The following is a 23,440-nucleotide window of genomic DNA, read 5'->3' as shown; positions in this document are numbered from 1 at the left end:
CTGTTTCTGCGGACGATGAGGCGGGGAGCTCGCCTTAGCGTATGATGTCGAAGCTGTAGTCTGTCTTGCCAACCGAGCTGGTCTTTCGATCGATCTCATCAAAGATCTTGTCGAGAATCTTGACCAGCACATTCATGCTCCCCTGATAGCCCCACACTGGATAACGATGGTGATGATGGCGATCGAAGATGGGAAAGCCGATGCGGATTAGCGGCGTTCCGGTGTCACGCTCGAGATACTTTCCGTAGGTGTTACCGATCAGGAAATCGACCGGCTCTGTGAACAGGAGCGAGCGCATGTGCCAGAGATCCTTGCCCGGGAAGGCGCGGCAGTTTTTACCGAAGGGCGAGCTCGCGAACAGCGCCTGCATCCTCTGCTCCCAGGCCTTACTCGCGTTCGTCGACAGCACGTGGGTCGGCTCAGCACCGAGCTCCAGCAGGAATGCGGCGAAACCATAGCAGAGGTCTGGATCGCCGTAGATCGCGAACTTCTTGCCGTGAACATGCGCGCTAGAATCAGCCATTGCGTCTACCAGGCGCCCGCGCTCCTGCTCCAGCGCATTTGGAATTGCCTTGTTGGTGATACGCGACAGTGTCATCAGGAAATCGTCCGTGGCGCTGATGCCCAGCGGGTGATTGAAAGCGACGACCTCCTGATCGTGCCCTTTGATGAAGGACAACGTCTTCTCCGTGCAATATTGCTGCATGGAAATGGTTGCCTTGGCGTGGACAGCGTTCGCGGCATCCTTTAGTGTAGTGCCCCCATCATACATGCGGAACTCGCCGTCCGTGGGGGTATCGAACACGTCACTGTTATCCGCGAGGATGGTGTAGCCGATCCCCATCAGCTCGAAGATACGCCTTATCTCACGGATGTTTCCGACAGTGTAGCCGTCGAAGCCACCGATGAAGTTGATCGTGTTGTTCGCTTTACGCTCGAGTTTTGGGGCCGTGCCGGCTTTGCCATCCCAGAAATGCTCGAGGATGCCCTTGAGCGTATTGTCGTAGCCAGTAACGTGGCTGCCGACGAACGCAGGAGTGTGAGCGAATGGTACGTCGTAGTCCGCTGGGACTGAACCTTTTTCCTTTGATGTTTTGATGAAGGCATTGAGGTCGTCGCCGATAACTTCCGCCATGCAGGTCGTGGCGACCGCGATCATCTTCGGCTTGTACATGCTATAGCTGTTGGCAAGCCCGTCCGTAAGATTGTTAAGCCCCCCGAACACGGCCGCGTCTTCCGTCATGGACGAGGAGACGCACGAGGTCGGCTCCTTGAAGTGCCGTGACAGATGGCTGCGATAATACGCGACGCAGCCCTGTGAGCCGTGGACGAACGGCAGTGTGCGCTCGAACCCGAGGGCGGCGAACACCGCACCGAGCGGCTGGCAAGCCTTCGCCGGATTAACGGTTAGCGCCTCGCGGGCGAAGTTCTTCTCGCGGTACTCGGATGTCTTCGACCATTCTTTGATGCGATCGACTTCGGCGGGATCATGCGGATTCTCAAATAGCGCCTTCTTCTTGGCCAGCATCTGCTGGTATTCGTCTCCCCGGAAAAGCTCGGAGTGGTCGAGTATGTGTTCGGCGTTCTGTGTCATCATAGCACTCTTTGGGTTCTTGCGTTCGTTCTCCTGCCCTTCCCCTCCTCTGCGGAAAGAAACGGCCCGGGGTCGGCTTCCTATTCCGCTGCCATGAGGCTCGGCTGCGGAGCGTCCTTCCAAGGTGCCGTGGTCTTCCCCCAGATCGGGGAGTTAATCGCCATGTCCATGTCGCGGGCGAAGATCGCGAAGCCGTCATAGCCGTGGTAAGGACCCGAGTAGTCCCAGGAATGCATTTGGCGGAACGGCACACCCATTTTTTGGAAGACGTATTTTTCCTTGATACCGGAGCCGACCAGGTCTGGCCGGATCTTTTCGACGAAGCGCTCGAATTCGTAGCCGGTGACATCGTCGTAGATCAGCGTGCCATCTTTGACGTAGTGCTGGGCGGTGCGTTGGTAGTCATCGTTATGCCCGAACTCATAGCCCGTGCCGACAACATCCATGCCGAGGTCCTCATAGGCGCCGATGACGTGGCGAGGACGTAAGCCGCCGACGAACAGCATTACCGTCTTGCCCTCAAGCCGCGGCCGGTATTTCGCGGTCACAGCATCGACAAGCGGTTGATACTTCGCGATGACGCGTTCGGCGCCTTGCTTGATCTTGTCATCGAAGAAGCTTGCAATTTTTCGCAGCGACTCCGCGATTTTGGAAGGACCGAAGAAGTTGTACTCGCACCAGGGAATCCCGAATTTTTCCTCCATGTGCCGTGAGATGTAGTTCATCGAGCGATAGCAATGCAGTATGTTGAGCTTCGCCTTCGGCGTCGCCTCCAATTCAGCGAGAGATCCATCCCCCGACCACTGGGCGATGACGCGTAGGCCCATTTCTTCCAGCAGGATTCGTGACGACCATGCGTCGCCACCGATGTTGTAGTCGCCGATGATCGCAACATCATATGGCGTCGGTTCAAATTTAGGGCTGGTCTCTGGGGCGCTCTTGTCAAAGATCCAATCCCGAACGGCGTCGTTCGCGATGTGATGGCCGAGCGATTGCGACACGCCACGGAAGCCCTCGCACCGCACGGGCACGATGGTTTTGCCGCCATATTCCTTCGACTTTTCTCGGGAGACCGCCTCGATATCGTCACCGATCAAGCCAATCGGACATTCGGACTGAATGGTGATGCCCCTGCTGAGAGGAAATAGCTCCTGGAGCTCATCGATGAGTTTCGTGACCTTTTTATCGCCGCCGAACACGATGTCCTTCTCCTGAAAATCGGAGGTGAACTGCAGTGTCACGAACGTGTCGATGCCGGTCGTCCCGACGTAGTAGTTGCGCCGCGAGCCCCAGGAGTACTGACCGCAGCCGACCGGACCGTGGCTGATGTGGATCATGTCCTTGATGGGTCCCCAGACCACGCCCTTGGAGCCCGCATAGGCGCAGCCGCGGATGGTCATCACGCCCGGAATGGACTTGATATTCGACTTGACGCCACAATCCGACTTCCCCGCCTCGTGAACACTGAGATGCTTGGCGCGCCTTTTGGCAGTCTTCTCGGGGTAGACCGTCAACACCTCATCGATTAGCTGCTTGTTGCGCGCCTTGATCTCTGCAACGCCTTGGGTAGGTGTTCGGCTCATACAGGTTTCCTTTTCGATTGTGGTCTCAACAAGAAGCGACGCTTTTGCGGTAGACCGACGGATTTCCGATCCGGCGTTCAGATAAGCGTGCAATCTGCGTGGGCGGTCCTACCGATCGCAACTTCGCGACGTTCATGCCGCAGCGGTCGTTCACGATCATGTAGCTCATCTCGGCTGAGCGGTTAGGAGCGCCATGTGTGACGCTGCCTATCGATGACCAAGACGCTTCTCGGTGAAGTCATGCCTGCTCTCCAGCGGTTGGTCATATCGGCTTCTTTATTCACTCGCGTGCGATCACGGGGCATGTCCCTGTGCATGGGATGCAAAGGACTAACAGCCGCCTCCTGCGCAGGGGTCTGCAACGAGTGTGCCAGCGCCGGTTGAATAAAAAAGCAACGTTTATAGAGCTAGATAGCTGCCGGATGCGGATTGTTATAAACCTGACCCTGTCTGCCACCAACAAGCGTAGCCGCAACGCCCTGTCTGAAACAAAACAATCGGTTCCGCTCTCCACCAGCGGCGTGGCTGGAGTCTGGCCGCGCCGACGTCACTCCAATGCGCAGCCTTGCTTCGTACGCGCCGATCCAGCGATCGCAAACACCATCCGTTCGAAGCGGATTTCAGCGCGGTTAGATGTGCCCATCGTGCTCGCGATCCCACCCCCAGCAAGAATCGCATCGAGCGCTCCACCACCTGCTGCAGATGTCTCCACAAGAACTCAGTTGCCCAGCAGCAGTCCTCTTCCATTTCCGCATGGTCTCTCGCTCCGGCGTTCTTTTATTTGATACTGCGGAGAGGCGCGCTCGGAGGGGCGAACAGCTGACGCCGTGGAGAGCACGTAAGCTGATCAATTCCCAAGCAGCGCGGTAACTTAAACTCCGCAAACGGTCACCCTGGGCTTGCCCGGATTTGAATTTGCCGGCTACGACACAGGGCGCTTCCGCATCAAACAATCTGCAGCTTTTGCGTTCGGCGTAGTTCGACAAAGGGGAACATCGGATTCTGACGCGTCAGACAGTTTGAGCGAATTCACGGAAAGGCCGGCAGCTTCGCAAGTGTCGGCAGTCGAGATAAGGCAGGTGGGATGCGGACCACTGGTCGATTTATCCTTTCTCGTTCCAGGACAGGATCGAAATTCCTTACGCTTACCTCCGTTGTGTGGTGTATCAATCGCCATTGAAACCAGTTTTGCTAACGCGCTCCGCCAGCCTTTTTGCAGAACAGCGCGCCGATGGTCCACTTGAACGGTATTTTTCTTGCCCAGGTAATTATGGTAAAAAGGGCCAAGACCTCGGACCGAAGTGCTCAGGTGCGGATTTCACGCATTGCAACGTTCGTAAATTGGTGCATCACCACTGTTCCGGCGGTACTCGCGCGCGTTTCGCTTCTGTAGGGACGAGTTGGCTGCTGCACTAAGCCGCCGCGTCGGTTCACGACCTAGCGTTAGACCCGTTAATCTTCCCTTTTGAGCTTCTCGCGCTCCTGCTGAAGCGCTTCGGTCTCTCGGGCGACCTCGCGTCCTTCGCCCAGTTGTTCCTGGAAACGCTGGCGGGCCTCGGCGAGAACAGCGGGGGCGAAGGATTCAGTCAGCCGAATCTCGATTGCAGATCGGGCACTGCAGGGTGAGTTCATGGGCCCTTTTGCCGCCGTCGGGTTAGATGTCATGAACCCTCCGTTTCGGCAGTTCTTAGGCCCGAATAAACGTGATCCGGCCCCCTTCGCCACGCTTCCGATGTGGCTTTATCTTTGTTTCGACGTCCTGATCGAACGCCGCCAGCATGCGCAGCAGCTCTTCCACGGAAACCAACTTGAACTGCCCTTGAAGCAGCTTGGAGATGTTGGGCTGCTTCACGCCGACGAGCTTCGCGGCTTCGGTCTGAGTGATCTCCCGCTCCGCCATCAACCGCTTCAGTGTACAATGAGGGCTGCCTTGAGTTGGTACTCGTCCGCGTTCGGGAGGCGGTTGGGCTGCATTTATTCCGTGTTGATAGCTTCCGCGTCGCGCAGGCGCTGCCATGCGAGGCCAGATCGTCCCATATGCGGATCGGCGGCCAAAGAGCTGCTGATCGGACCGCGTGAAGGTCAATTTGAACGCTCTACCGCGCTCGAGCGCCTTCGGAGTTTTGGCTTAACCTGTTGCGGGTGTGCTCGTCTTGGGGGACGGCATATATCGGCCGGGGACCACATATGTGTGTGCTTAAGAGTATGGACAGTATTCGTGTGCGCGCGCCTGCGGAATTCAGCATAAGACACGCGTCACTTCCATAGAAGAGATTCTGGCCAGTCTGTGAACTCCAACTCGAAGCTACGTAGGCCGGTGGGTTTTGTCGTGAATTTAAGAGTCTTCCCTGAAAGGTCGGCCAATGAACCAGATGCGAATGTGAAAACTGTCGTGCCGGAAGTTGCGACCCCAATGCCTTGCTCGCCTTCCATGCTAGAGAAGTCGGTCGCCTCGGAGAGTTGCCCAAGTGCAACTCCCTCCAGCGCGTGGTGAAATTCCATGGAGGCCAAGTATGTCCCTTTGTCAGCAGCCCACTCGCTGACCGACACTGCTGTGATCCCCGCGTCGGTCAAGAGACCACCAGCGATCCGGCAGCCATATTGAACGGTGAGAATAATCCGCTCATTCCGAACTCCGGCCGGCTCTCGATCGGCGGCAGTGATCGTGCACGCGTACCGCCTTGTTTCCGCAACCGCCCCCATGCCTAGCCCGATCCACTCGAGAGCGGAACATAGTACAAAAGCGAGAGCGGGTCTTATCATTCGACTGCACCTGATCTGAAATATCGTTCCCTGCTCTGTACAATCTGACGCTACGGGCGATTCAAGCTCCTTCGATCGCTCTGCCGGATCAACGTTACTCCGGTGACTGCGGTGTCGCAGAAGCGAGGCGAGCGGGATCCCCCGGCAGTGCCCTTGGATGGGGCCGGAACGATTTCATTGTCGGTGCGCAGCGGGCAGCACGTCGGTGAACCAAGGCTAGGGGCCGAGCTTTTCAGGTCGGCGGCGGCCATGAGGGGCGCGACGGCCCGCGGCGCCGGAGCGCTACATTCCTGACCCAGGCGCAGGCGCTCTGTGAGCGGACGCCATTTAACGCGGAATGCTCCCGCGGCACAGGTCCCGAAATTTTGCTTCACAATCTCAATGTAAAAGGAAATGTGGCCGAGACGAGCCGTTCAAAGGCAGACTGCCGCTCAAGCAGACGCTCTTCGAGCATCTTACGCTGGAGATCATCTAGCTCGCTTTGAAGCCTTGCGCGACAACGCCAAATGTCATTCCGTACAGATCTGATCTCATTCAAGCGCTCGTCAATCGAAGCCATCACGGATACCGTATCCAACTTGAACCAGCCATGGACGAGTGCTCAATCACGTCCTTCCTCGCTAACACGCCGATAGATCTCAGGACTTGGGCCATCCGCGGACATGATGTCACGATCTCCTCCCAACGTGTCCTCTTGTATCGGCGTCTTTCAACGCAAGAGCACGAAGTAGCGGTTGCTCCCGCAGAAGTTCAGCTTATTTCGCCTCAGCCCGCAGGATTTCAAAAGCTAGCAGCAGCCCGTGAGTGGGCCGACTAGGTAATCCAACCAACACCCGCGGGATCAGGGGTCAGGCCGGTCCCTGTCGAATTGGAGTAGCGATTAATCGGACGGTCGCACCGTCAAACTCTGGGCAGCCGCGCCTTTCAGACTTGAGCACGGCAATTGCCATGCCAGCGAACCTCAGGTGAAATTGAAACAAGCCATGTTCGGTCCTGAGGCTCGTCCTTACCAACGAGCCGGGCTTCGTGGTGACGGCGCGCCAGAGCGGCCTGGATATAAGTCGGAGAGGCTTCAGTCGGCTGGGCTCGGCGAAATCGTGAACGATGCGCACCGCCGGGCGCCTCTCAGTGTCTCGCCCAGCTGCGTAGGTCTTGTTACCGCCGTTCCCGCGTGCGGCCGGCAAGCTAGCAAGCGAACCTCACCACAAAAGTATCTACGATCACCTCTAGCCGGGCCTGGCGCTTGTGGGATCTGTGACACTGAATGTAGTGATCACACCAAGACATCAGACTTTGTTTGTTCGTCCGGACCCGTTCTACAACTAAATCAGCAACTTGCATCTCGGACGCAACTGGCATCGCAGTTGCTAATTGTCCAATTACACCGTGAGCGCTGAGCGCGGCCAGCGGAGTAAGACGGATACATCAACCTTGCGGGAGCGTATTGGCCACCCAATCGCCCGATGGAGCACCGATGCGGCCACCGGACAGCTTACTGCTTGCGGCACACTTGTTGTTGTCAGATCGACCATCACGCCGAACGTTGAGGCGCTAGGCTGATCAACCAACAGAAAGGCCGCGATCTAAGCTCAAAGCGAACTCGCGAATCACGTAAGCCCCTCAAGCCCGTGCGTGAACGCCGGCGGCCAGCTGCAAAGTCGCGCATTTTGATGCAGCCTCGCTCCAGATGCCCCGCTGCATGCTGCGCCGGACCGTCGAGGAACGCGTGGCATCGCTTTCGACGGTTTCCTTGTTTAACAATCAGAACTAATGAGGCGGTGTATGAACATGTCAATCCCGGAGCTTCGGCTTGTCGCTGAAGCATCTATTTTAGCTATTGGGCTGCTGATGTCGTCAGGAGCTAACGCCGACGATGATCTGATGAGAAACGCCAAGCAGATCTTCCATCCAATACCCTCGGTCATTCCTGCAGTAAAAGACAATCCAGTGACGCATGGAAAGGTCGAGCTTGGCAAGATGCTGTTCTTCGATCCGCGGCTATCGGCGAGCGGAATCATTAGCTGCAATACGTGCCACAATCTCGGCACCGGCGGAGTCGATGCCGGTCCGACCTCCGTTGGTCACGGCTGGAAGGTCGGCCTGCGCCGGGCCCCAACTGTCTACAACGCAGTGTTCAATGCGGCGCAATTTTGGGACGGACGCGCCGCGGACCTCAAGGCGCAAGCCACCGGCCCTGTGCAGGCGAGTGCCGAAATGAATGCGACTCCAGATCATGTGCTCGGTATCTTGAACTCAATGCCCAGCTACGTCGTCTTGTTCAAGAACGCTTTTCCGAACGAAGCGAGACCGGTCACCTTTGAAAATTTTGCGAAGGCGATCGAGGCTTTTGAAGCGACTCTCATTACACCTGCGGCTCCATTCGATCAGTATCTGGAGGGCAATACACGTGCTCTCGATGATCAGCAGAAGTCAGGGTTGGCGCTGTTTATGGCGAAGGGATGTTCCTCTTGCCACAATGGAATCAATCTCGGTGGACAGGCCTACTTCCCGTTCGGCGTGATAAAAAAGCCGGACGCAAGCGTGCTTCCGGACGCCGATAAGGGCCGGTTCGCGGTTACCAGGGCGGCTGGCGACGAATATGTCTTCCGCGCGGCGCCATTGCGGAACGTCGCGTTGCGAGCCCCTTACTTCCATTCGGGCCAGGTTTGGAGCCTGAAGCAAGCTGTTGCCCTAATGAGTGACATCCAGCTCGGCGCCGAGCTTAGCGATAGGGAGGAAAACGACATTGTCGCATTTTTGAATTCGCTGACCGGTCGGCTGCCTAGGATCGAATATCCGGTACTACCAACGCGTACCAACACGACACCAAAGCCTTCAATAGACAGATAGCCTTAGCAGCACCGGCCTCATTCCCTGCCGAACAGCAACAGATGCGCTCCAAGAACCCGGGGTCCCGCAATGACGCCAAAATGAATGATCCCCTGCTGTCACTGATAAGCAGGCACATAAACAGCCGCCCGGCCTCAATGCGAGGCCGGGCGAAAGTCACGCGGGAGCGACGCTGCTTTCCGCATGGTTCCAGCTTTCGTCGGTAGGGAGGACTACCGGCGATCGACTTACGACGAGGGCATTCGCCGTCAAACAAGCAGAAGCGGATATCGCTCTGCACAACTTAGCGAGCCGCTTGCCTTCCGCTCCTGTCGTGAACTTCAGGACTTGCTCACCACTTGCCAGCTGTCCGGTTGGCACGGGCAGCGCCTTGATGGAGCTGGGATCCATCGCGCAGGCGGTTTGACTGCCGAGCCCTGAAACTCAACCGTCAGTTTGCCGTCACGCGCCAGTATTTTGGCACCGCCGAATACCAGCAAATCTTCCCGAAGACCGCGCGAAGGCGCAAATTAGGTATGAAATTCCGCAAGGGCGGTAAAATAGATTTTTGTGATGGGACGCATCCATGGGATGGATAAATGAAGCGATAGGACCGTGGTTCGCGTCGAGCGTAAGTGACTTGGAATATGTCACCTAATCGGTATGGCCGGCACGCGGTCGTCCGCCGGATTCGAGCTTGTCGCCGCTGTATGCGATCGCCTCCGCCGGGGCAAACCGGCATTCGTAGGCGCTGGAAACTTTGGAAGCTCGCAAGGATATCGCGAGCTCCCAAAGGGCGTTCATCTTATTCACAGATACGTTGGCGACACGCTCCGTACGATCATGCCTCGGCCCGCAACTCGCGTGCGGCGGCCACCATATTGACGAGCGCGGGACGCACCTCCTCCCATCTTCGAGTTTTCAGTCCGCAGTCGGGATTGATCCAGAGCTGCCGATCGGAAACCCGCTGCCGCGCCAACACAATCAGCTGCTTGATCTCGGCTGCTGCGGGAATGCGCGGTGAATGAATGTCATAGACGCCCGGCCCGATTTCATTAGGATATTTGTAGCTCTTGAAAGCGTCGAGCAATTCCATTTTGGAGCGCGACGCCTCGATTGAAATGACGTCGGCATCCATTGCTGCGATCGCATCGATGATTTCGTTGAACTCGGAATAGCACATGTGCGTATGGATCTGAGTTCCGTCAGCGACAGCGGAGGAGCAAATGCGGAAACTGTCCACTGCCCAATCGAGATAGTCCTTCCACTGCGATTTGCGCAGCGGCAATCCCTCCCGCAACGCAGCCTCGTCGATCTGGATCATGGTCGCTCCAGCTGTTTCAAGGTCGATGACCTCGTCTCGGATCGCGAGAGCGATCTGTCGGCATGTCTCGCTCCGCGGGATGTCGTCACGGACAAACGACCAGTTCAGGATCGTCACCGGTCCGGTCAGCATAGCCTTGACGGGTTTTTTGGTCAGAGACTGCGCATGTCGCCACCATTTAACGGTCATGGGCTTCGGGCGGGAGACATCTCCAAACAGGATAGGAGGACGAACGCACCGCGAGCCATAAGACTGAACCCAGCCGTGCTTGGTGAATGCGAAACCCAACAGCTGCTCGCCAAAGTATTGAACCATGTCGTTGCGCTCGAACTCGCCGTGCACGAGCACGTCCAGGCCGATATCTTCCTGCCAATGCACGGTATGGGCTGTCTCCGCTTTCAGAAGCTGCTCGTACTGCGTGTCATTCAGCGCTCCCCGCGCATGAGCTGCACGCGCATTGCGGACGTCCGCCGTTTGCGGGAAGGATCCGATGGTTGTGGTTGGAAACATTGGCAATGCGAAGGCGACGCGCTGGACGTCGGCGCGCTGGGTGAACGCACTGCGACGGCGACGCATGCTATCGTCGATCGCGGCCATTCGTCCGGCGACGTTCGCACTGTGGATCTTCGGCGATGTTTCGCGGGTGACGGATGCATCCTCTGAGAGCGTGAGTTCATCGGCCACATCGGCAGCATAGCCAGCCAGCGCTTTGCCCAATATCGAAAGCTCCTTGATCTTCTGCACTGAGAACGCCAACCACGTCTTCAGATTGGGATCGAGATCGATCTCTAGCTCAATGTCGGTCGGAACATGAAGCAGCGAGCAGGAGGGGGCAATCTGAACACGGTCCCTGCCCAGTTTTTTGACCATAGGAGCAAGTTGGTCGAGTAGCGCCGGCAGATTAGAGCGCCACACGTTGCGACCATCAACGACACCGAGCGAGACCACGAGATCTCTACGCGCTCTGGCGACAATCGCGTCGAACTGGTCAGGTGCACGAACCAGGTCGACGTGAAGCCCGGCAACGGGCAAGGCCAAGACTGTTTCAAGATTGTCGCCGACAGCCCCGAAGTATGTGGCCAGCATGATTTTAAGGGCCGGCACGGCCTTAGCGAAATGAGCATAGGCCCGGCGGACAGCCGCCCGAGATCCTTCGTCGACGTCCATCACTAGGCATGGCTCGTCGAGCTGAACCCATTCAGCGCCGCGCGAGGCTAGTTCGCGGAGAACATCGACATAGACGGGGAGGAGCCGATCAAGCAGCGAGAGCGGATTGAATGCGGGATTTACGCTTTTGCCGAGCTTCAGGAAAGTGACTGGGCCCACTAGGACGGGCCGCGTCTGATAGCCGAGGCTTCTTGCCTCCTCATATTCCTCGATCGGCTTCCGAGAGGCAAACTTAAAGATCTGATCCTGGTGAAATTCCGGCACCATGTAGTGGTAGTTCGTATCGAACCACTTCGTCATCTCCTGTGCGGCTACGCCGGGCCCATGCTGAGCGTGACCACCGTCCTGAGCGCCACGCGCCATGGTGAAGTAGGTTTTGAGCGACACAGGACCTTCGCTCCAGCCGTAAACGTCGGGAATGGCGCCGACCATTAGGCTGGTATCGAGCACATGGTCGTAGAGCGAGAAGTCATTCGAAGGAATGACGGTCGCACCGCGGGATTTCTGCCGTGCCCAATTAGCGGCACGAAGTCCACTCCCCGCCTCGAGGAGCTCGGCTTCACTGGACTTTCCCGCCCAGTAGCTCTCGAGCGCGAATTTGAGTTCGCGTCGTGGGCCGATGCGTGACGTCCCCAGTGTGGCAACGGGAAGCGAAAGGATTGACATAGCTTAGACCCCATGTTGGGGCAAAGGCCATGGCGGACGCAGACAGCGAACATCGCGTGAGCGACAACTGCTTGGCGCACACCGGGACGCCCCGCCCGTGGACGATATCTTGTCGAGGCAGGTCTCCTGGCTCACGGGTCGTCGCTGCTGTCCGGCCTTCCCGAAGCCGCATGGCTTCAGTGACTTCGTTGGACAGCGGCTCGCCGCTTACAGTTGCGGGGGCAGCGCCGGCATTGCACCGGCTTCCCTCTTAGCTCCGGATCAAACGAAATCCGGAGACCGCGACGGCTTGGATTATGCGCACGAGGATCGATGCGTCAACCTACCGATTCTCGCTGCGACATTGCCCAAGCGATTACGAGCGCACTAGGCAGGTAAGACGGTCTTGCTCGCGGCCTAGTGAACACGCCCGCATCTGTGGAGGCTCCGCTTTTGAAATGCATTCGCTCCCTGCTCGCGTAACGGTTGAGCTCCACCACCGGAACGAACCCGGGCGGCCTTCGGTATCTGTGTGATCGCGAGGAGGCGACCTTTTCCGTCAGCAGCTTTTCGAACCTGCGCGTCAGGAAGGTGCGATCATCCTCGGCCGGCATCCGTTTGGTCACAGCCCACGAGGCTCCCTAGACATTTCGAAAGCCGGATTGCTCCAGGACCGAACGGATGATCAGGTCGGCTCCTTGGTGTTCGGCGGGCCCGCGACCAGGCACGAGGTCGTCCGCCTCCGTGAGGTTGGCCAAGATGATCTTCTCGGTGCACTAGGTGTTCACGTGCTGAGCGACCTTTGCGCCGGCTTCGATGCGTCCGCGGCCGCTCGACGCCGGGCCTGCCTCGCCTCGACTCGCCGCCAGCGACGATAGGCCGTAACGCGGCCACTGAGCATCGAGGGCCTTGTCCTTGTTCGTGACAAATTCGACGGTGTCCTCCGACAGAGCCCTTTGAGGGGTCCCTCGGCGTCGCTCAGCGTCTTAAGCTCATAACGATGTTAATCGACCTCGATGCGCTCCATGCGGTCGTGGTCTCCTCAAGGTCCCACATCTACAACTTCGTTCGCGAAATCGAGCGATGAGGCCTTTTGGTCGCGGGCTGCCTATCCTGTCTTGGACGGGACACAGGTGTCAGGGACCGGACAGACCACCGCGCATTGCGGCGTGTCGCAATGGCCCTCGCACTCCGTACATTTTTTGGCATCGATAACGTAAATGTCACGCTTCAGACTGATCGCCGCGTTGGGACACTCGAACTCACATGCGCCACAAACGGTGCATTGCGAAGCGACGATCTTGTAAGCCATGCCTTCCGACTCCTTAGGCGAGCGATGCCATGGGCGATCCCTTTCAAATGCCGTGCCAAACGCAGACGCGCTCAATGTTGGGCAATTTGCCCAATTCGGCTGTCCCGGGTCTGAGACCATGTTGCGTCTGCGACAGCAACAGGTCGCTTCAATTTCAGGCTACGAGCCATCGGGCCCTCTTGCGAGAGTCAGTCGCGACTTGAAGCTGGAAGCGTCCGTCGGTTTGTTTGGCACGTCAGCGCGGGGGCAAGCGAGGCTGACGCTTCCTCCACCGGCGGCGACAAAACCCGCGAACGGACGCAGGTCTACGTCGGATCTCGGCAAACCTCCGGTCACACACCCCGACTGGAGGTTTGTGCAAGCCTCGCTCATGGCTGCAACGCTAGCTGCGTGGAGGACTCGCTGGAGGCTTGCCAAAACGGGCCTGTGGTATAACAAGCTTCGGAGGGAAATGAAGTGGCGGCGGGACGAGCGACACTGGCCTTGCAGACCGACTGAATTGCACTCAGCCTCATGCCTGGTGCCGAGTAGGCATGGCGGTGCTCGCGAGCGTCGCTTGGCCGCACTCAGCCACTCGCAACTATTTTGGACGAGCTGGAGCAGGGTTGAAAGATGACTGTGCAAATTGCTTCAGTGGCATGGCTTTTCCGAACAGATGGCCCTGCGCAAGGTCGAAGCCGAGTTCGGCCACAGCGATTAGGTCAGCCTGGCTCTCCACACCTTCGGCGACGGTGCGCACATTGTACTCTTTGGCTAGATCGACGATATGGCGGCACACCGTTCGCTTGAGGGGCCCATTCGCGCAGCCGCCGACGAACTGACGATCTACTTTCAATTTCATGAACGGGAATTTTGTCATCCCCATCAGCTGCGGCCAATTGGCACCGACATTGTCGATTGCAAGGCCAATGTTGTGAAAGCGAACCTCACGCGCAACCTCGACCAGGAGATCTAGGTTCTGGATCGCTTCCACGCTCTCGATTTCAATCGTCAAACCGCCGAAAGCGGCGTGCGACGGCATGCGCCGACAGAGATCGCGTACCGCCTGCGGGTCAATCAGGAATGCTGCCGGGAGATTGATGGAGAGATCGATCGAAGTTTGCTGCTCCAGAAGATACTGCCAATCCTTGATCGCGCGGTCGATCACGAACTGCGACAAGTTCCTAAAATGCGGATCGTGAGATTCCGGGATGAAATAGGCCGGTGGAACAACGCCCCAGGTCGGGTGCCGCATTCGCACATGAGCCTCGGCGCCGCGGCGGCTAAGGGTACACGCGTCAAACTTCGGCTCATACCAGAGCTCAAGCCAGCCAGCGTGTAAGGCTTCTCCGACATGGACCGCGGGACGGGGCGCCGGCTCTCTTGGCAAGAGCATGCCGATCCGATCGCGCAACGTCTCGGCTGCAAACGGCGCCCTGAGCGGCGGCAGCATAGCAAGTCCATATTCACTACCGACCTGCTGCACTGCCGCCATGATGATCGACTCGCGCGCTCCGAACGCCAGCACTCGGCCTGCAAATTCTTCGCGTACCAGTATCTCGAGCAATCGTCCAGGCTCGATGCGGTCCGAGCCAATGCCGAGCAGGATCAGATCAGGGAACTCCGTGCGGAGTACGTGCGGCAACTCGTCAGCAGTCCTGCATTCGCTGATAACAAACCCCATATCCTCCAGCACATCCCGTAGAAAGGCGCGCAGATGCCGCTTGCCGACGGCCAGGCACGCCCGCGGCCGCACCTTACGTTGCCCGAAGATTACAGGTTTCCCTCCGACCAGTTCGGCCTGCCCATGTTCCATCGCAACCACTCCTGTTCCGTGACGGTGCCTTAAACGAGGAGCGAAGGTCCAAACAAGCTGTGCTTCCCGATATCTTTCGATTGTTCGAGATAAGCTTAAGATAGTGCATTGGTGTGCAAAATCTTTCGCGATCTTGCTCAGACGATTTTATCGGACGCACGCGTATGATACCTGTCGCGCTTCGCGCAAGTACGAGTGACGCACGCGAGGTGGGAATCTCTCCTTCGGACGCACCGAGCTGACGCTCTATGGCGCTGCGATCATCGTGGCGCACGATTTGTTGAAGCGAGTAGTTCGTGAGCGACGATCGGCAATCACTCTTACGAATGTTTGATCGGCATGACCGGCGTGTGCCGTGATATGTTTTCCAATCGAAGGCAGTCCATCATGAGTTCGCAGCTGCTCAAGCCGCAGTCGATTCTGAGAACGGCAATGGCTTGCAATTACCTCAGCTCTGTTGCCTATAGCGAGTGTGGACGTGCTGCTTCCTACCGAGCCTGATAGTTGCTCTCAATTGCGTTTTCTGTATCCTCCTGAGCATGAATTTCCCCCAGAGGGCCAGGTCGGGTGTTCGTGTTGGTGCTGAAGGGCAAGGCACGTCCAGCGCGTGCACGGCTTTGCGCAAGAGCGTGCCAGGAGATGAGAACGCGGTCGCAAAAGCGGTCAAAGAGCTACTTTCCGAGTTAGGTGGCCCCGGATCGGAGTTCAGCCTTCAAGGCGCGAAGCAGGCGGCGTTGCGCCTGATTCAGCATCCCGAACAGGGCTTCATTTTTGTCGTTGAGGAACAAGGCACCGGGCAGATTGTAGGGTTAGCTAGCATCTCGGCCGTACAGGCCGTGAGAGCAGCCGGAGCGTACGGCGTGCTTCAGGAGCTATGGATTTCTCGTGACTTCCGGAGCTCTGACTGCGGTCGGCATCTGCTCGAGGCGGTAGATTCGGAGGCGAAGCGACGCGGCTGGCAGATGATTGAGGTTGCGTTGCCTCCGGATGGTTATCCGGCCCTAGAACGGGTACGCCACTTCTACGAGGAGAGGGGATATCGGGTTGGAGGATTGCGCGCGCGCAAGAGGCTCTGACAGTAGTACGACCTCTGCGCCACACACTTGAAGCGCTCTGGGCTAGCGTGCTATCGGTAAAGTCCTTCAAGCAGTAAATCCTGGGCTTGTTCCTTCTCAAAACGAACGCTTCACGCGTGCGTCGCGGCCAAGCATGATCGAGAACCTTGACGCTGATGCGGTGCTGACTCCCACCGCGAGCGGTTACCTCTTCGGCCTTCTTGGCGAGAACGTTCGAAAATATCGGCGATCAATCATTCTGCGTTGTGGGAAGCGATACCGCGACCCGCCCGACCAAAAGGCGACAGGTCGGCGGCGGCCCGTTCCGGGCGGAGCCCGACCCAGCATTACGAATCCTTCTTTTGCGCTTCCCATGCAGTGCGATTACCGGCTCTGGTTTGAGATCACCGCACACAAACGCCATCCATTCGTCACCAATTACATTCTCTCGGCGACTGGCTAGCCAGTCGTCTACCACACTCATTCCTGCAGCTTGGTGCGGCGGACCGGCGCGTGAAAAGATTCCGCACCACCTTGCCACTCCTGCTGGCGAATTTCGAGGAAGGTGAGCGAGATCAGCCATCACACTGATCCGGTAGAAGATTCCGTAATGAGCAATGCGCCGAGTGCCGCGTCCAATACGACATTCGTGCAGCTTCCACCCTGCGCAGGACTGGATGCAAGCGGACCGCTTTCGCCGTTTGGCCCCACCGAAGACGTGGCCGAGGGAATCATGCGCGACAAAGAGCCTCCCTTTTTGATCGACCGTCAGTCCGTCAGGACCGCTCGTCGCGAAGAACCAGCTGAATCGTCCGACTTTCCCCACGCCATCACGCATCAGCGGTACGCGCCAGATGCAATTGTCGCGCGTCATTGCAACGTACATTACGGTCTCGTCCGGACTGAGCACCAGGCCATTCGGGCCCGGGCCATTAGAAATCAAGCAGTCGATCCGGCCGTCAGGGCACAGTCGAAATGCCCGGCCGGTACGATCGTGCAATCCAGTCTGGCCCTGATCGGTGAAATAGATGTCGCGTTTGGTCGCGATATGCAGCTCGTTGCAGCCTCTGAAGGACTCGGAATTGCGGTGGCCCAGCAACGGCCGGATGGTCCCTCTCTGTCGATCGAGCTCCAGGAGACCGTTGATATAGTCGGACACGAGCACCCGGCCGTCCGGAGCAACCTTCAGACGTTCGGCCAGCCGTCGTATTCGATGATCAAAGACCAGACGCCCTCCGGTGAAATCCGGAAATGCGGCCGAAGGGGATCTCGACGACATAGAGATTCCCGGACTGGTCGAACGACGGTCCCTCGATGAAACAATCTACTGGATATGCCCCGCGGTTCGCGTCTGCCCATTCCGAAGAAACACCCGGGCGACGAAACTCCGCCGGCATCGACGAGAACACGCTGGTCTCCATCAGCTTGGGCGGGTTTTCGAGATGCTTATGATGCGCCTTCCAGCCTGCGACGCGGCTGGCCCTCGTATTTGTAGCCGAACTGCTTGGGCATTGGGCCCTTGTTGCGATCGTTGCGCCCAGTTTGCTCCCAGGCGTGAGCCAGGATTCCGACCGCGCGCGACAAGCAGAAGATCCCCCGCGCGAGCGGAGAGGCGAAGCCCAGTTCGCCGTAAATGACCGCCGTCGCGCCATCGATGTTCATCGGAATGAGCATGCTCTTGCGCTGTTGCATCACCCGCTCGATCGCGCGAGCGGCCTTGGCATAATCGCCGCCGACACTGCCCTCGTCAGCTGCGGCATCCACCAGCGCCAATAGCGGGGCCGCGCGCGGGTCGACTGGATGAAACCGGTGGCCGAAGCCCGGCAGATATTTGCTGCGGGTTGCGGTGAAATGGTCGATTGCAGCGCCAGCGGCCTGCTCGATCTCTCGCCCTTGGCGCCGTCGCAGCACATCCTCGTAGAGTTCGATAGCCTGCTCCCCTGCTCCGCCATGCACGTCATCGAGCGTGTTGATTGCCGAGGCCATTGCGCCATTCAGGGGCAGGCCGCAGCTCACCGCCATTTGGGCAATTGCAATGGAGGGCGCGTGCGGACCGTGGTCAACGGATCCAACCAGCGCAGCTTGCAGCAGCTGCTCCTGTGCTGGCGTCGGCAGATTGCCACGCAACATCAGCCAGATCATGGCGGGAAAGGAAACGCGGCCTATCAAATCTTCAATTGGATAACCCCGATAGGCGATGCGACCTGGCGCGATATCGCAAATGGAGGTTCGCCACCAACTGGCCGCTTGCTGTCTCAGTTCTTCTTCGCTCATTTCCAGTTCCGTCCTTTCAACCTGCCGATTGCCAACCGACGCAAGCCGTCGGATGTCATGATATCGGTCCGTCCGTGGCTACGCGGACGGGCAGGAAATCAGCCTCTCCTTGCTTTGGCGTCCCGACGGCTCGGCTTGAGACCAGTTGCTCAACCTCCGCATACGAATAGCCGAGCCGCTGCAGCCATCGCTCAGTGTCTGCTCCGAGCGTCGCAGGTGGTGAAGGCACCGAAAACTCCTCATCCAGCCGGAACCCCGGCCGCGTGATTCGTAACGGCTGCGCACCGTCTTGTTCTGGCGCCAAAGTCTCGACGAATCCGCGCTCAAGGACCTGTGGCTGCTGCAACACTTGCGAGACCGTCAGCACACGGCCGGCAGGGACACCAGCCAGATTCATTTGGGCCTCCCATTCCTCAGCGGGCTTGCAACTCAATGCCTTGTTCAACTCCGCGCTCAGCGCAGCGCGGTTGACCTTGCGCATCTCGCGTCCAGCGAAGCGTGGATCCGCCTTCAGGTCCGGTCGGTCGATCAGGTCGCATAGGGCTTGGTACTGCTTCTGCTCGTTGGCGGAAATGTTCAGCGGGCCCGTCGCGGTGCGAAACGTGCCGGAGGGAGCCGCGGTAAAGTTCTCGTTGCCGATGGGCTGCGGCTCGACCCCGGCGTTCAGGTGGTTGGAGACGACCCATCCCATCGCCGCAACGGTGGCCTCGAGCAGGGACACGTCGATGAACCGACCCCGTTGCCTATGCCGCTGGTCGACCAGAGCCGCGGCGATGGCAAACGCAGCAGTCAGTCCCGCAATCGTGTCCGAGATCGGAAAGCCCGTGCGCAGGGGAGCCGAGGTTATATCGCCGGTGACGCTCATCGCTCCGGAAAGACCCTGGACGATCTGGTCATAGGCCGGACGGGCGGACCACGGTCCGCTCTGCCCAAAGCCGGAGATCGCGCAGTAGACCAGACGCGGGTTCAGCCCGACAAGCACATCAAAGCCGAGGCCAAGGCGTTCCATCACCTTCGGCCGGAAGTTTTCGAGCACCACGTCGGCTTCCTTGACCAGTCGCAAGAACACCTCGCGGCCCGCTTCCGATTTCAGGTCCAGTGCAATCGATTGCTTGCCGGCGTTCACGGCGACAAACGAGAGTCCCTGCAGGCGCTCCGCTCTTTGCGGATCCGCGCCGAGGCGCCGCGCCAGGTCGCCGCCGTTCGGATTTTCCACCTTAATGACCTCCGCGCCAAGGCGCGCAAGATGGTAACCACAGAACGGACCCGCCAACACGTTTGACAGGTCGAGAACGCGGATACCGGTTAGCGGCAGAGACATCTGAAGAGCCTTCTTGTAGGTGATCCGATAGCGAGCGCTTAGTACGCAACTTATTTCAGTTGCTGCGCAGCACGTTCCGCGAATCGATTCGTGAAGGTCTTGATGAGGTCGATCTTTGCGGCTGCGATCTTCGGATCAAAGTCGCGTAGGACAGCGAGCGGGACCTTGGCCGCGTCGATGTCCATCTGACCGGTTGGCGAGAACAGCGCTTTCGACGCGTTCATGATCTCGATGTTCACCTCGCGATTGTCGGTCTTGTATGCAGGAGGCATCGCGTCGACGAGTTGTTCCGTCGACGCCGTGTTGATCCAGCGGTGGGTTTTGAGCAAGGCGTTGACGAGGCGCTGGACCGTTTCTGGATTTTTGTCGATGAAAGTCTGCTGCAGGTAGAGACAGGCGGTCGGATAGATTCCGCCAAAGGCCTGTTTTGAGCCTTCGAGTGTGCGCGCGTCGAACAGCGGCGTCGCACTCTTTTTGCGCGCGAGAAGGGTCGCAATCGGGTCGAAATAGACGAGCGCGTCGATATTCCTGGCCTCGAGCGCCACCATGCCGGGTGCCCCGCTGCCGACCGCGATAATGTTCACGTCGCGCGGACCCAACCCAGATTTCTTGATGTAGTAGCGCGCCATGGTGTCGGTCGATGACCCCGGCGCCGTGATCCCGAGCTTGAGGCCCTTCAGGTCGGCACCGGACTTGACCTTGTCAGCGAGGCCGCTGCGGACACCGAGCAACACGCCGGGAATGTCATTGAGCAGGAACACGCAGGAAATCTGTTTGCCCTGCGCCTGCATCTGAATGGTGTGATCGTAAAAGCCGACTGTCCCGTCCACCGAACCGCCGACCAGCGCCTGCAAAGCCTTCGAACCACCGGCCTGGAAGTTTTCGACGCTCACCTCAAGGCCCTGGTCCTTAAACGAACCGAGCTTCACACCAAGCTCGAGAGGCATATAGTTGAGGATCTGTGATCCCACTGCGATCTTCAATTTTGTCTTCTCCGGCTCGGCGGCATGCGCTGAAATGAGCGGCAATACAGCTGCCGCGATAACCACCATCAGTCTCGGAAAAGCGTGCATGGGAACCTCCGTGAGAATGGGAGCGCTACGATCAAACTTCGTGGGCAGGTGCCGGCCGCCAGACCAGCAGCCGCTTTTCCACCCGGTCGACGATGGCATCGAGCGCGATGACGAAAGCGGAGAGGACGATGATCCCTGCGAAGACACCGGCGGCATCAAGGACGCCCTCGGCCTTCGCAATCAGGTGCCCCAATCCTGCGGACGAACCGAGATATTCGGCGACCACCGCTCCCATCACGGCCATGCCGACAGATACCCGCAGACTCGACAGGATCCACGTGGTGGCGGACGGCAGGTAGACATGGCGCAGCAGGGAGGACTTCGATGCACGTAGCAGGCGCGCATTCGCGAGCACGACCGGATTGACCTCGCGAACGCCCTGAAAGGTGTTGAAAAAAGCGACGAAGAGAACCAGCGTCACGCCCAGCGCGACCTTGGAGGTGAGGCCCAATCCGAACCAGATGACAAAAATGGGCCCCAGCAAGATGCGCGGGATCGCATTGAACATCTTGATGAAGGGCTGAACGACCTCGGCCGCAAACGGGCTTAAGCCCAACCAGATACCAAGCGCCGTGCCGATCCCGATACCAGCCAGGAAAGACAGGACCGTCTCCAGCAGTGTTATGCTGACATCGGTCCAGAAGTCGGCCGTTGACATCCACTCTCCGATCCTTGCGATGAGTGTCGACGGGGCCGGAAAGAAGAACGGGTCGATCAACCCGGCCCGCACGCCCAATTCCCAGATCAGGATCAGCCCAAGCACGATGGCGAACTGCGTGAGAGCGACCTTACCCCTGCGTGGCATAGCTTTTCTCCACTTCGGCGCCGAGCAGCGACCAGATTTCACGGTAAAGCGCGACGAACTCGTCGGTGGTCTGTAGCGCCGAGACGTCGCGGGGACGAGGCAGCGTGATCCTGACATCGCCAACCATGCGGCTCGCGGGACCGGCAGACATCACAACGACGCGGTCCGCCAGCGTGATCGCCTCATCGAGGTCATGGGTGATGAAAACGAGTGAGCGCCGGTCCGCCTGCCATAGCTCGAGCAGGATGCGATGCATGAGGCGGCGCGTGTGAACGTCCAGCGCGGAGAAAGGCTCATCCATCAGGACGATCTTCGGCTCCATGATCAGGGTCTGCGTCATGGCGACCCGCTTGCGCTGGCCGCCGGACAATTGGTGCGGATAGCGCTCCTCGAACCCTTTCAAGCCAACCTTGGCGAGCCAGGGCCGCGCCTGCTCGCGCGCTTTCGCAATCGAGCTTCCCTGAAACACCAGCCCGAGGCCGACATTGTCCTGGGCTGTTTTCCAGGGCAGCAGCCCTTCCTGTTGCAGCATGTAGCCGGACTGACCGTTCAGGCCCCTAAGCGATTTGCCGAAAATGCGAACCTCGCCGGCGGCCGGCTTCAGCAGTCCGGTGACAGTATTGAGAATGGTCGATTTTCCGCAGCCGGTCGGCCCGACCACTGCAACGAATTCGGTTTCGCCGACCTGGAGGTTCATGCTTTTCACGGCGGTGAAGTCGCCGAAGCGAATCATTACGTCGCGCAGGTCGACGGCAAGTGCCGGCTGCCCTTCCATTGTTTCGCTCCGCAGAACCTGTTCTAAGCCTCAAAACAGGTAACTTTTGCTCTATCCGGAGTCAATTGCATTCTGCAACACAGAACGCAGATGAGCATGGGACACTGGACTTTCTATCCATTCTGGATATCTGTTCTGCAGAACAGAACACGAGGCTGTATCAATGGCAAAGACAGGGGTTGATGCGGTCGGGCGCGCCCTGGCGATCCTCAAGGCCTTCGGTCCTGAGCGCGCAGCTATGACGCTGACCGAGATTGCCGAGGCGACGGACTTCTACAAGAGCACGGTCCTTCGCCTTGCCGCATCCCTGGAAGCGGACGGATTCCTGGTGCGGGGGACCGACCGCCTATTTCGACCCGGACCGGAGCTATGGCGCCTTGGGGCGCTCTATCAGCGTGGGCTGGACCTCGGTGACCTGATCAGACCCTCGCTCCATCGTCTGGTCGAAGCAACCGGAGAGACCGCATCCTTCTACATCGCGGAGGGCGACGAGCGCATTTGCCTTTATCGCGTTAATTCTCCGCGTTCCGTCCGGCATCACCTCGAAGAAGGACAACGATTGCCGATTGATCGTGGCGCTGCGGGCCGCGTTCTTACCGCTTACCGCGATTTTGCATTAGCTGGTGGAAAGAAGATCAGAGATCGTGGCTTCTACGTCTCGATCGGCGAGCGTGATCCTGAGGTTGCGGCCGCAGCGGTGCCCGTAATCGATGTCTATGGCAAATTGCGGGGCGCGCTCTCAGTCTCCGCCATTCGCACTCGCTTTGATGCAGATGCTCGGAAATCTGCCGTTGAAGTGCTGAAGTCCGAGGCTGAAGCGCTGATTGGTTTGCTGCCTTCAACTGAGCGCTGAGCTACAATGGCAGCGTTCTGTTTATAACGCACAGCTCAGCGGGTGCCGCAATGGCCTCTCCTGAGCGTAGCGCGCATTTCTCGCATTGTTGAGGCCTGCAGATCATCCTCGATCTCGACGCCACCCATCCCTACACGGACATCAGGAGGGAGGCTTCTTCAAGGCTATTACGCTGCTCGTGTGATGTGTGCTGGTGCGCGTGTTCTGGAGCCGTCATGGCCTGACGGCCAAGCTGCGGCGCGCCGACATCGATGCAAGCGCGGTTAGGACGT

Annotated in this window: 16 protein-coding genes and 1 riboswitch; of the genes, 3 read left to right on the top strand and 13 right to left on the bottom strand. The window is 58.6% G+C overall.

Annotated elements, in window-relative coordinates; all coding sequences use genetic code 11:
* Positions 1-34: 34 nt before the first annotated feature.
* The 4 genes from nifK to AC0L2F_RS28460 all read right to left on the bottom strand — a co-directional run bounded on the left by nifK (position 35) and on the right by AC0L2F_RS28460 (position 5,077).
* Positions 35-1,594, bottom strand: a complete 1,560-nt coding sequence (gene nifK, locus AC0L2F_RS28475; RefSeq protein WP_473250708.1) for a nitrogenase molybdenum-iron protein subunit beta — start codon at positions 1,592-1,594, stop codon at positions 35-37.
* Between the two features lie 80 nt (positions 1,595-1,674).
* Positions 1,675-3,177, bottom strand: a complete 1,503-nt coding sequence (gene nifD, locus AC0L2F_RS28470; protein ID WP_085394601.1) for a nitrogenase molybdenum-iron protein alpha chain — start codon at positions 3,175-3,177, stop codon at positions 1,675-1,677.
* 1,452 nt (positions 3,178-4,629) lie between these two features.
* Positions 4,630-4,842 (bottom strand): hypothetical protein, encoded by a 213-nt coding sequence (locus AC0L2F_RS28465; RefSeq protein WP_143275372.1) that lies wholly within the window; start codon positions 4,840-4,842, stop codon positions 4,630-4,632.
* A 22-nt stretch (positions 4,843-4,864) separates the two neighbouring features.
* Complete coding sequence (locus tag AC0L2F_RS28460; RefSeq protein WP_473250684.1) at positions 4,865-5,077, bottom strand: helix-turn-helix domain-containing protein; 213 nt, start codon at positions 5,075-5,077, stop codon at positions 4,865-4,867.
* A gap of 2,645 nt (positions 5,078-7,722) precedes the next feature.
* Between AC0L2F_RS28460 and AC0L2F_RS28455 the strand changes: the two genes are divergently transcribed.
* The gene (locus tag AC0L2F_RS28455) at positions 7,723-8,790 is read left to right on the top strand and encodes a cytochrome-c peroxidase (protein WP_473250683.1); all 1,068 of its coding nucleotides are present in this window, start codon (positions 7,723-7,725) and stop codon (positions 8,788-8,790) included.
* An 820-nt stretch (positions 8,791-9,610) separates the two neighbouring features.
* Here AC0L2F_RS28455 and metE read toward each other — a convergent pair.
* The 3 genes from metE to AC0L2F_RS28440 all read right to left on the bottom strand — a co-directional run bounded on the left by metE (position 9,611) and on the right by AC0L2F_RS28440 (position 15,012).
* Positions 9,611-11,926 (bottom strand): 5-methyltetrahydropteroyltriglutamate--homocysteine S-methyltransferase, encoded by a 2,316-nt coding sequence (metE, locus tag AC0L2F_RS28450; protein ID WP_473250682.1) that lies wholly within the window; start codon positions 11,924-11,926, stop codon positions 9,611-9,613.
* Between the two features lie 99 nt (positions 11,927-12,025).
* A riboswitch (cobalamin riboswitch) is annotated at positions 12,026-12,225 on the bottom strand.
* 788 nt (positions 12,226-13,013) lie between these two features.
* Entirely contained in the window at positions 13,014-13,217 is a 204-nt protein-coding gene (locus AC0L2F_RS28445; protein WP_007600001.1) for a 4Fe-4S binding protein, read from the bottom strand.
* A gap of 580 nt (positions 13,218-13,797) precedes the next feature.
* Positions 13,798-15,012, bottom strand: a complete 1,215-nt coding sequence (locus AC0L2F_RS28440) for an EAL domain-containing response regulator (protein WP_007605590.1) — start codon at positions 15,010-15,012, stop codon at positions 13,798-13,800.
* A gap of 617 nt (positions 15,013-15,629) precedes the next feature.
* Between AC0L2F_RS28440 and AC0L2F_RS28435 the strand changes: the two genes are divergently transcribed.
* On the top strand, positions 15,630-16,088 hold the full coding sequence (locus AC0L2F_RS28435) for a GNAT family N-acetyltransferase (RefSeq protein ID WP_473250681.1): 459 nt from the start codon (positions 15,630-15,632) through the stop codon (positions 16,086-16,088).
* Positions 16,089-16,317: 229 nt separating this feature from the next.
* Here the strand turns inward: AC0L2F_RS28435 and AC0L2F_RS28430 are convergent, their stop codons facing one another.
* The 6 genes from AC0L2F_RS28430 to AC0L2F_RS28405 all read right to left on the bottom strand — a co-directional run bounded on the left by AC0L2F_RS28430 (position 16,318) and on the right by AC0L2F_RS28405 (position 22,315).
* Positions 16,318-17,346 (bottom strand): SMP-30/gluconolactonase/LRE family protein, encoded by a 1,029-nt coding sequence (locus AC0L2F_RS28430; protein WP_473250680.1) that lies wholly within the window; start codon positions 17,344-17,346, stop codon positions 16,318-16,320.
* Between the two features lie 167 nt (positions 17,347-17,513).
* Positions 17,514-18,341, bottom strand: coding sequence for a citryl-CoA lyase (locus AC0L2F_RS28425; protein WP_007605586.1), 828 nt, complete (start codon positions 18,339-18,341; stop codon positions 17,514-17,516).
* A gap of 55 nt (positions 18,342-18,396) precedes the next feature.
* A complete protein-coding gene (locus AC0L2F_RS28420; protein ID WP_085383734.1) occupies positions 18,397-19,662 on the bottom strand; it encodes a CaiB/BaiF CoA transferase family protein in 1,266 nt (421 codons plus the stop codon).
* Positions 19,663-19,712: 50 nt separating this feature from the next.
* Complete coding sequence (locus AC0L2F_RS28415; protein ID WP_473250679.1) at positions 19,713-20,735, bottom strand: ABC transporter substrate-binding protein; 1,023 nt, start codon at positions 20,733-20,735, stop codon at positions 19,713-19,715.
* Positions 20,736-20,766: 31 nt separating this feature from the next.
* Positions 20,767-21,540, bottom strand: a complete 774-nt coding sequence (locus tag AC0L2F_RS28410) for an ABC transporter permease (RefSeq protein WP_473250707.1) — start codon at positions 21,538-21,540, stop codon at positions 20,767-20,769.
* Positions 21,524-22,315 carry an ABC transporter ATP-binding protein gene (locus AC0L2F_RS28405; RefSeq protein ID WP_007605580.1) on the bottom strand — a complete coding sequence of 264 codons (792 nt, stop codon included), beginning with the start codon at positions 22,313-22,315 and terminating at the stop codon, positions 21,524-21,526. The genes AC0L2F_RS28410 and AC0L2F_RS28405 overlap by 17 nt, the downstream gene beginning before the upstream one ends.
* Before the next feature lie 163 nt (positions 22,316-22,478).
* On the opposite strand from AC0L2F_RS28405, the gene AC0L2F_RS28400 reads away from it, so the two are divergent.
* Entirely contained in the window at positions 22,479-23,168 is a 690-nt protein-coding gene (locus AC0L2F_RS28400) for an IclR family transcriptional regulator (RefSeq protein WP_473250677.1), read from the top strand.
* The last annotated feature ends 272 nt before the right edge of the window (positions 23,169-23,440 follow it).

It is taken from the genome of Bradyrhizobium sp. Ken64, from assembly GCF_055807555.1.
The sequence above is the reverse complement of the archived record's forward strand: the minus strand, read 5'-3'. Positions and strand labels throughout refer to the sequence as shown.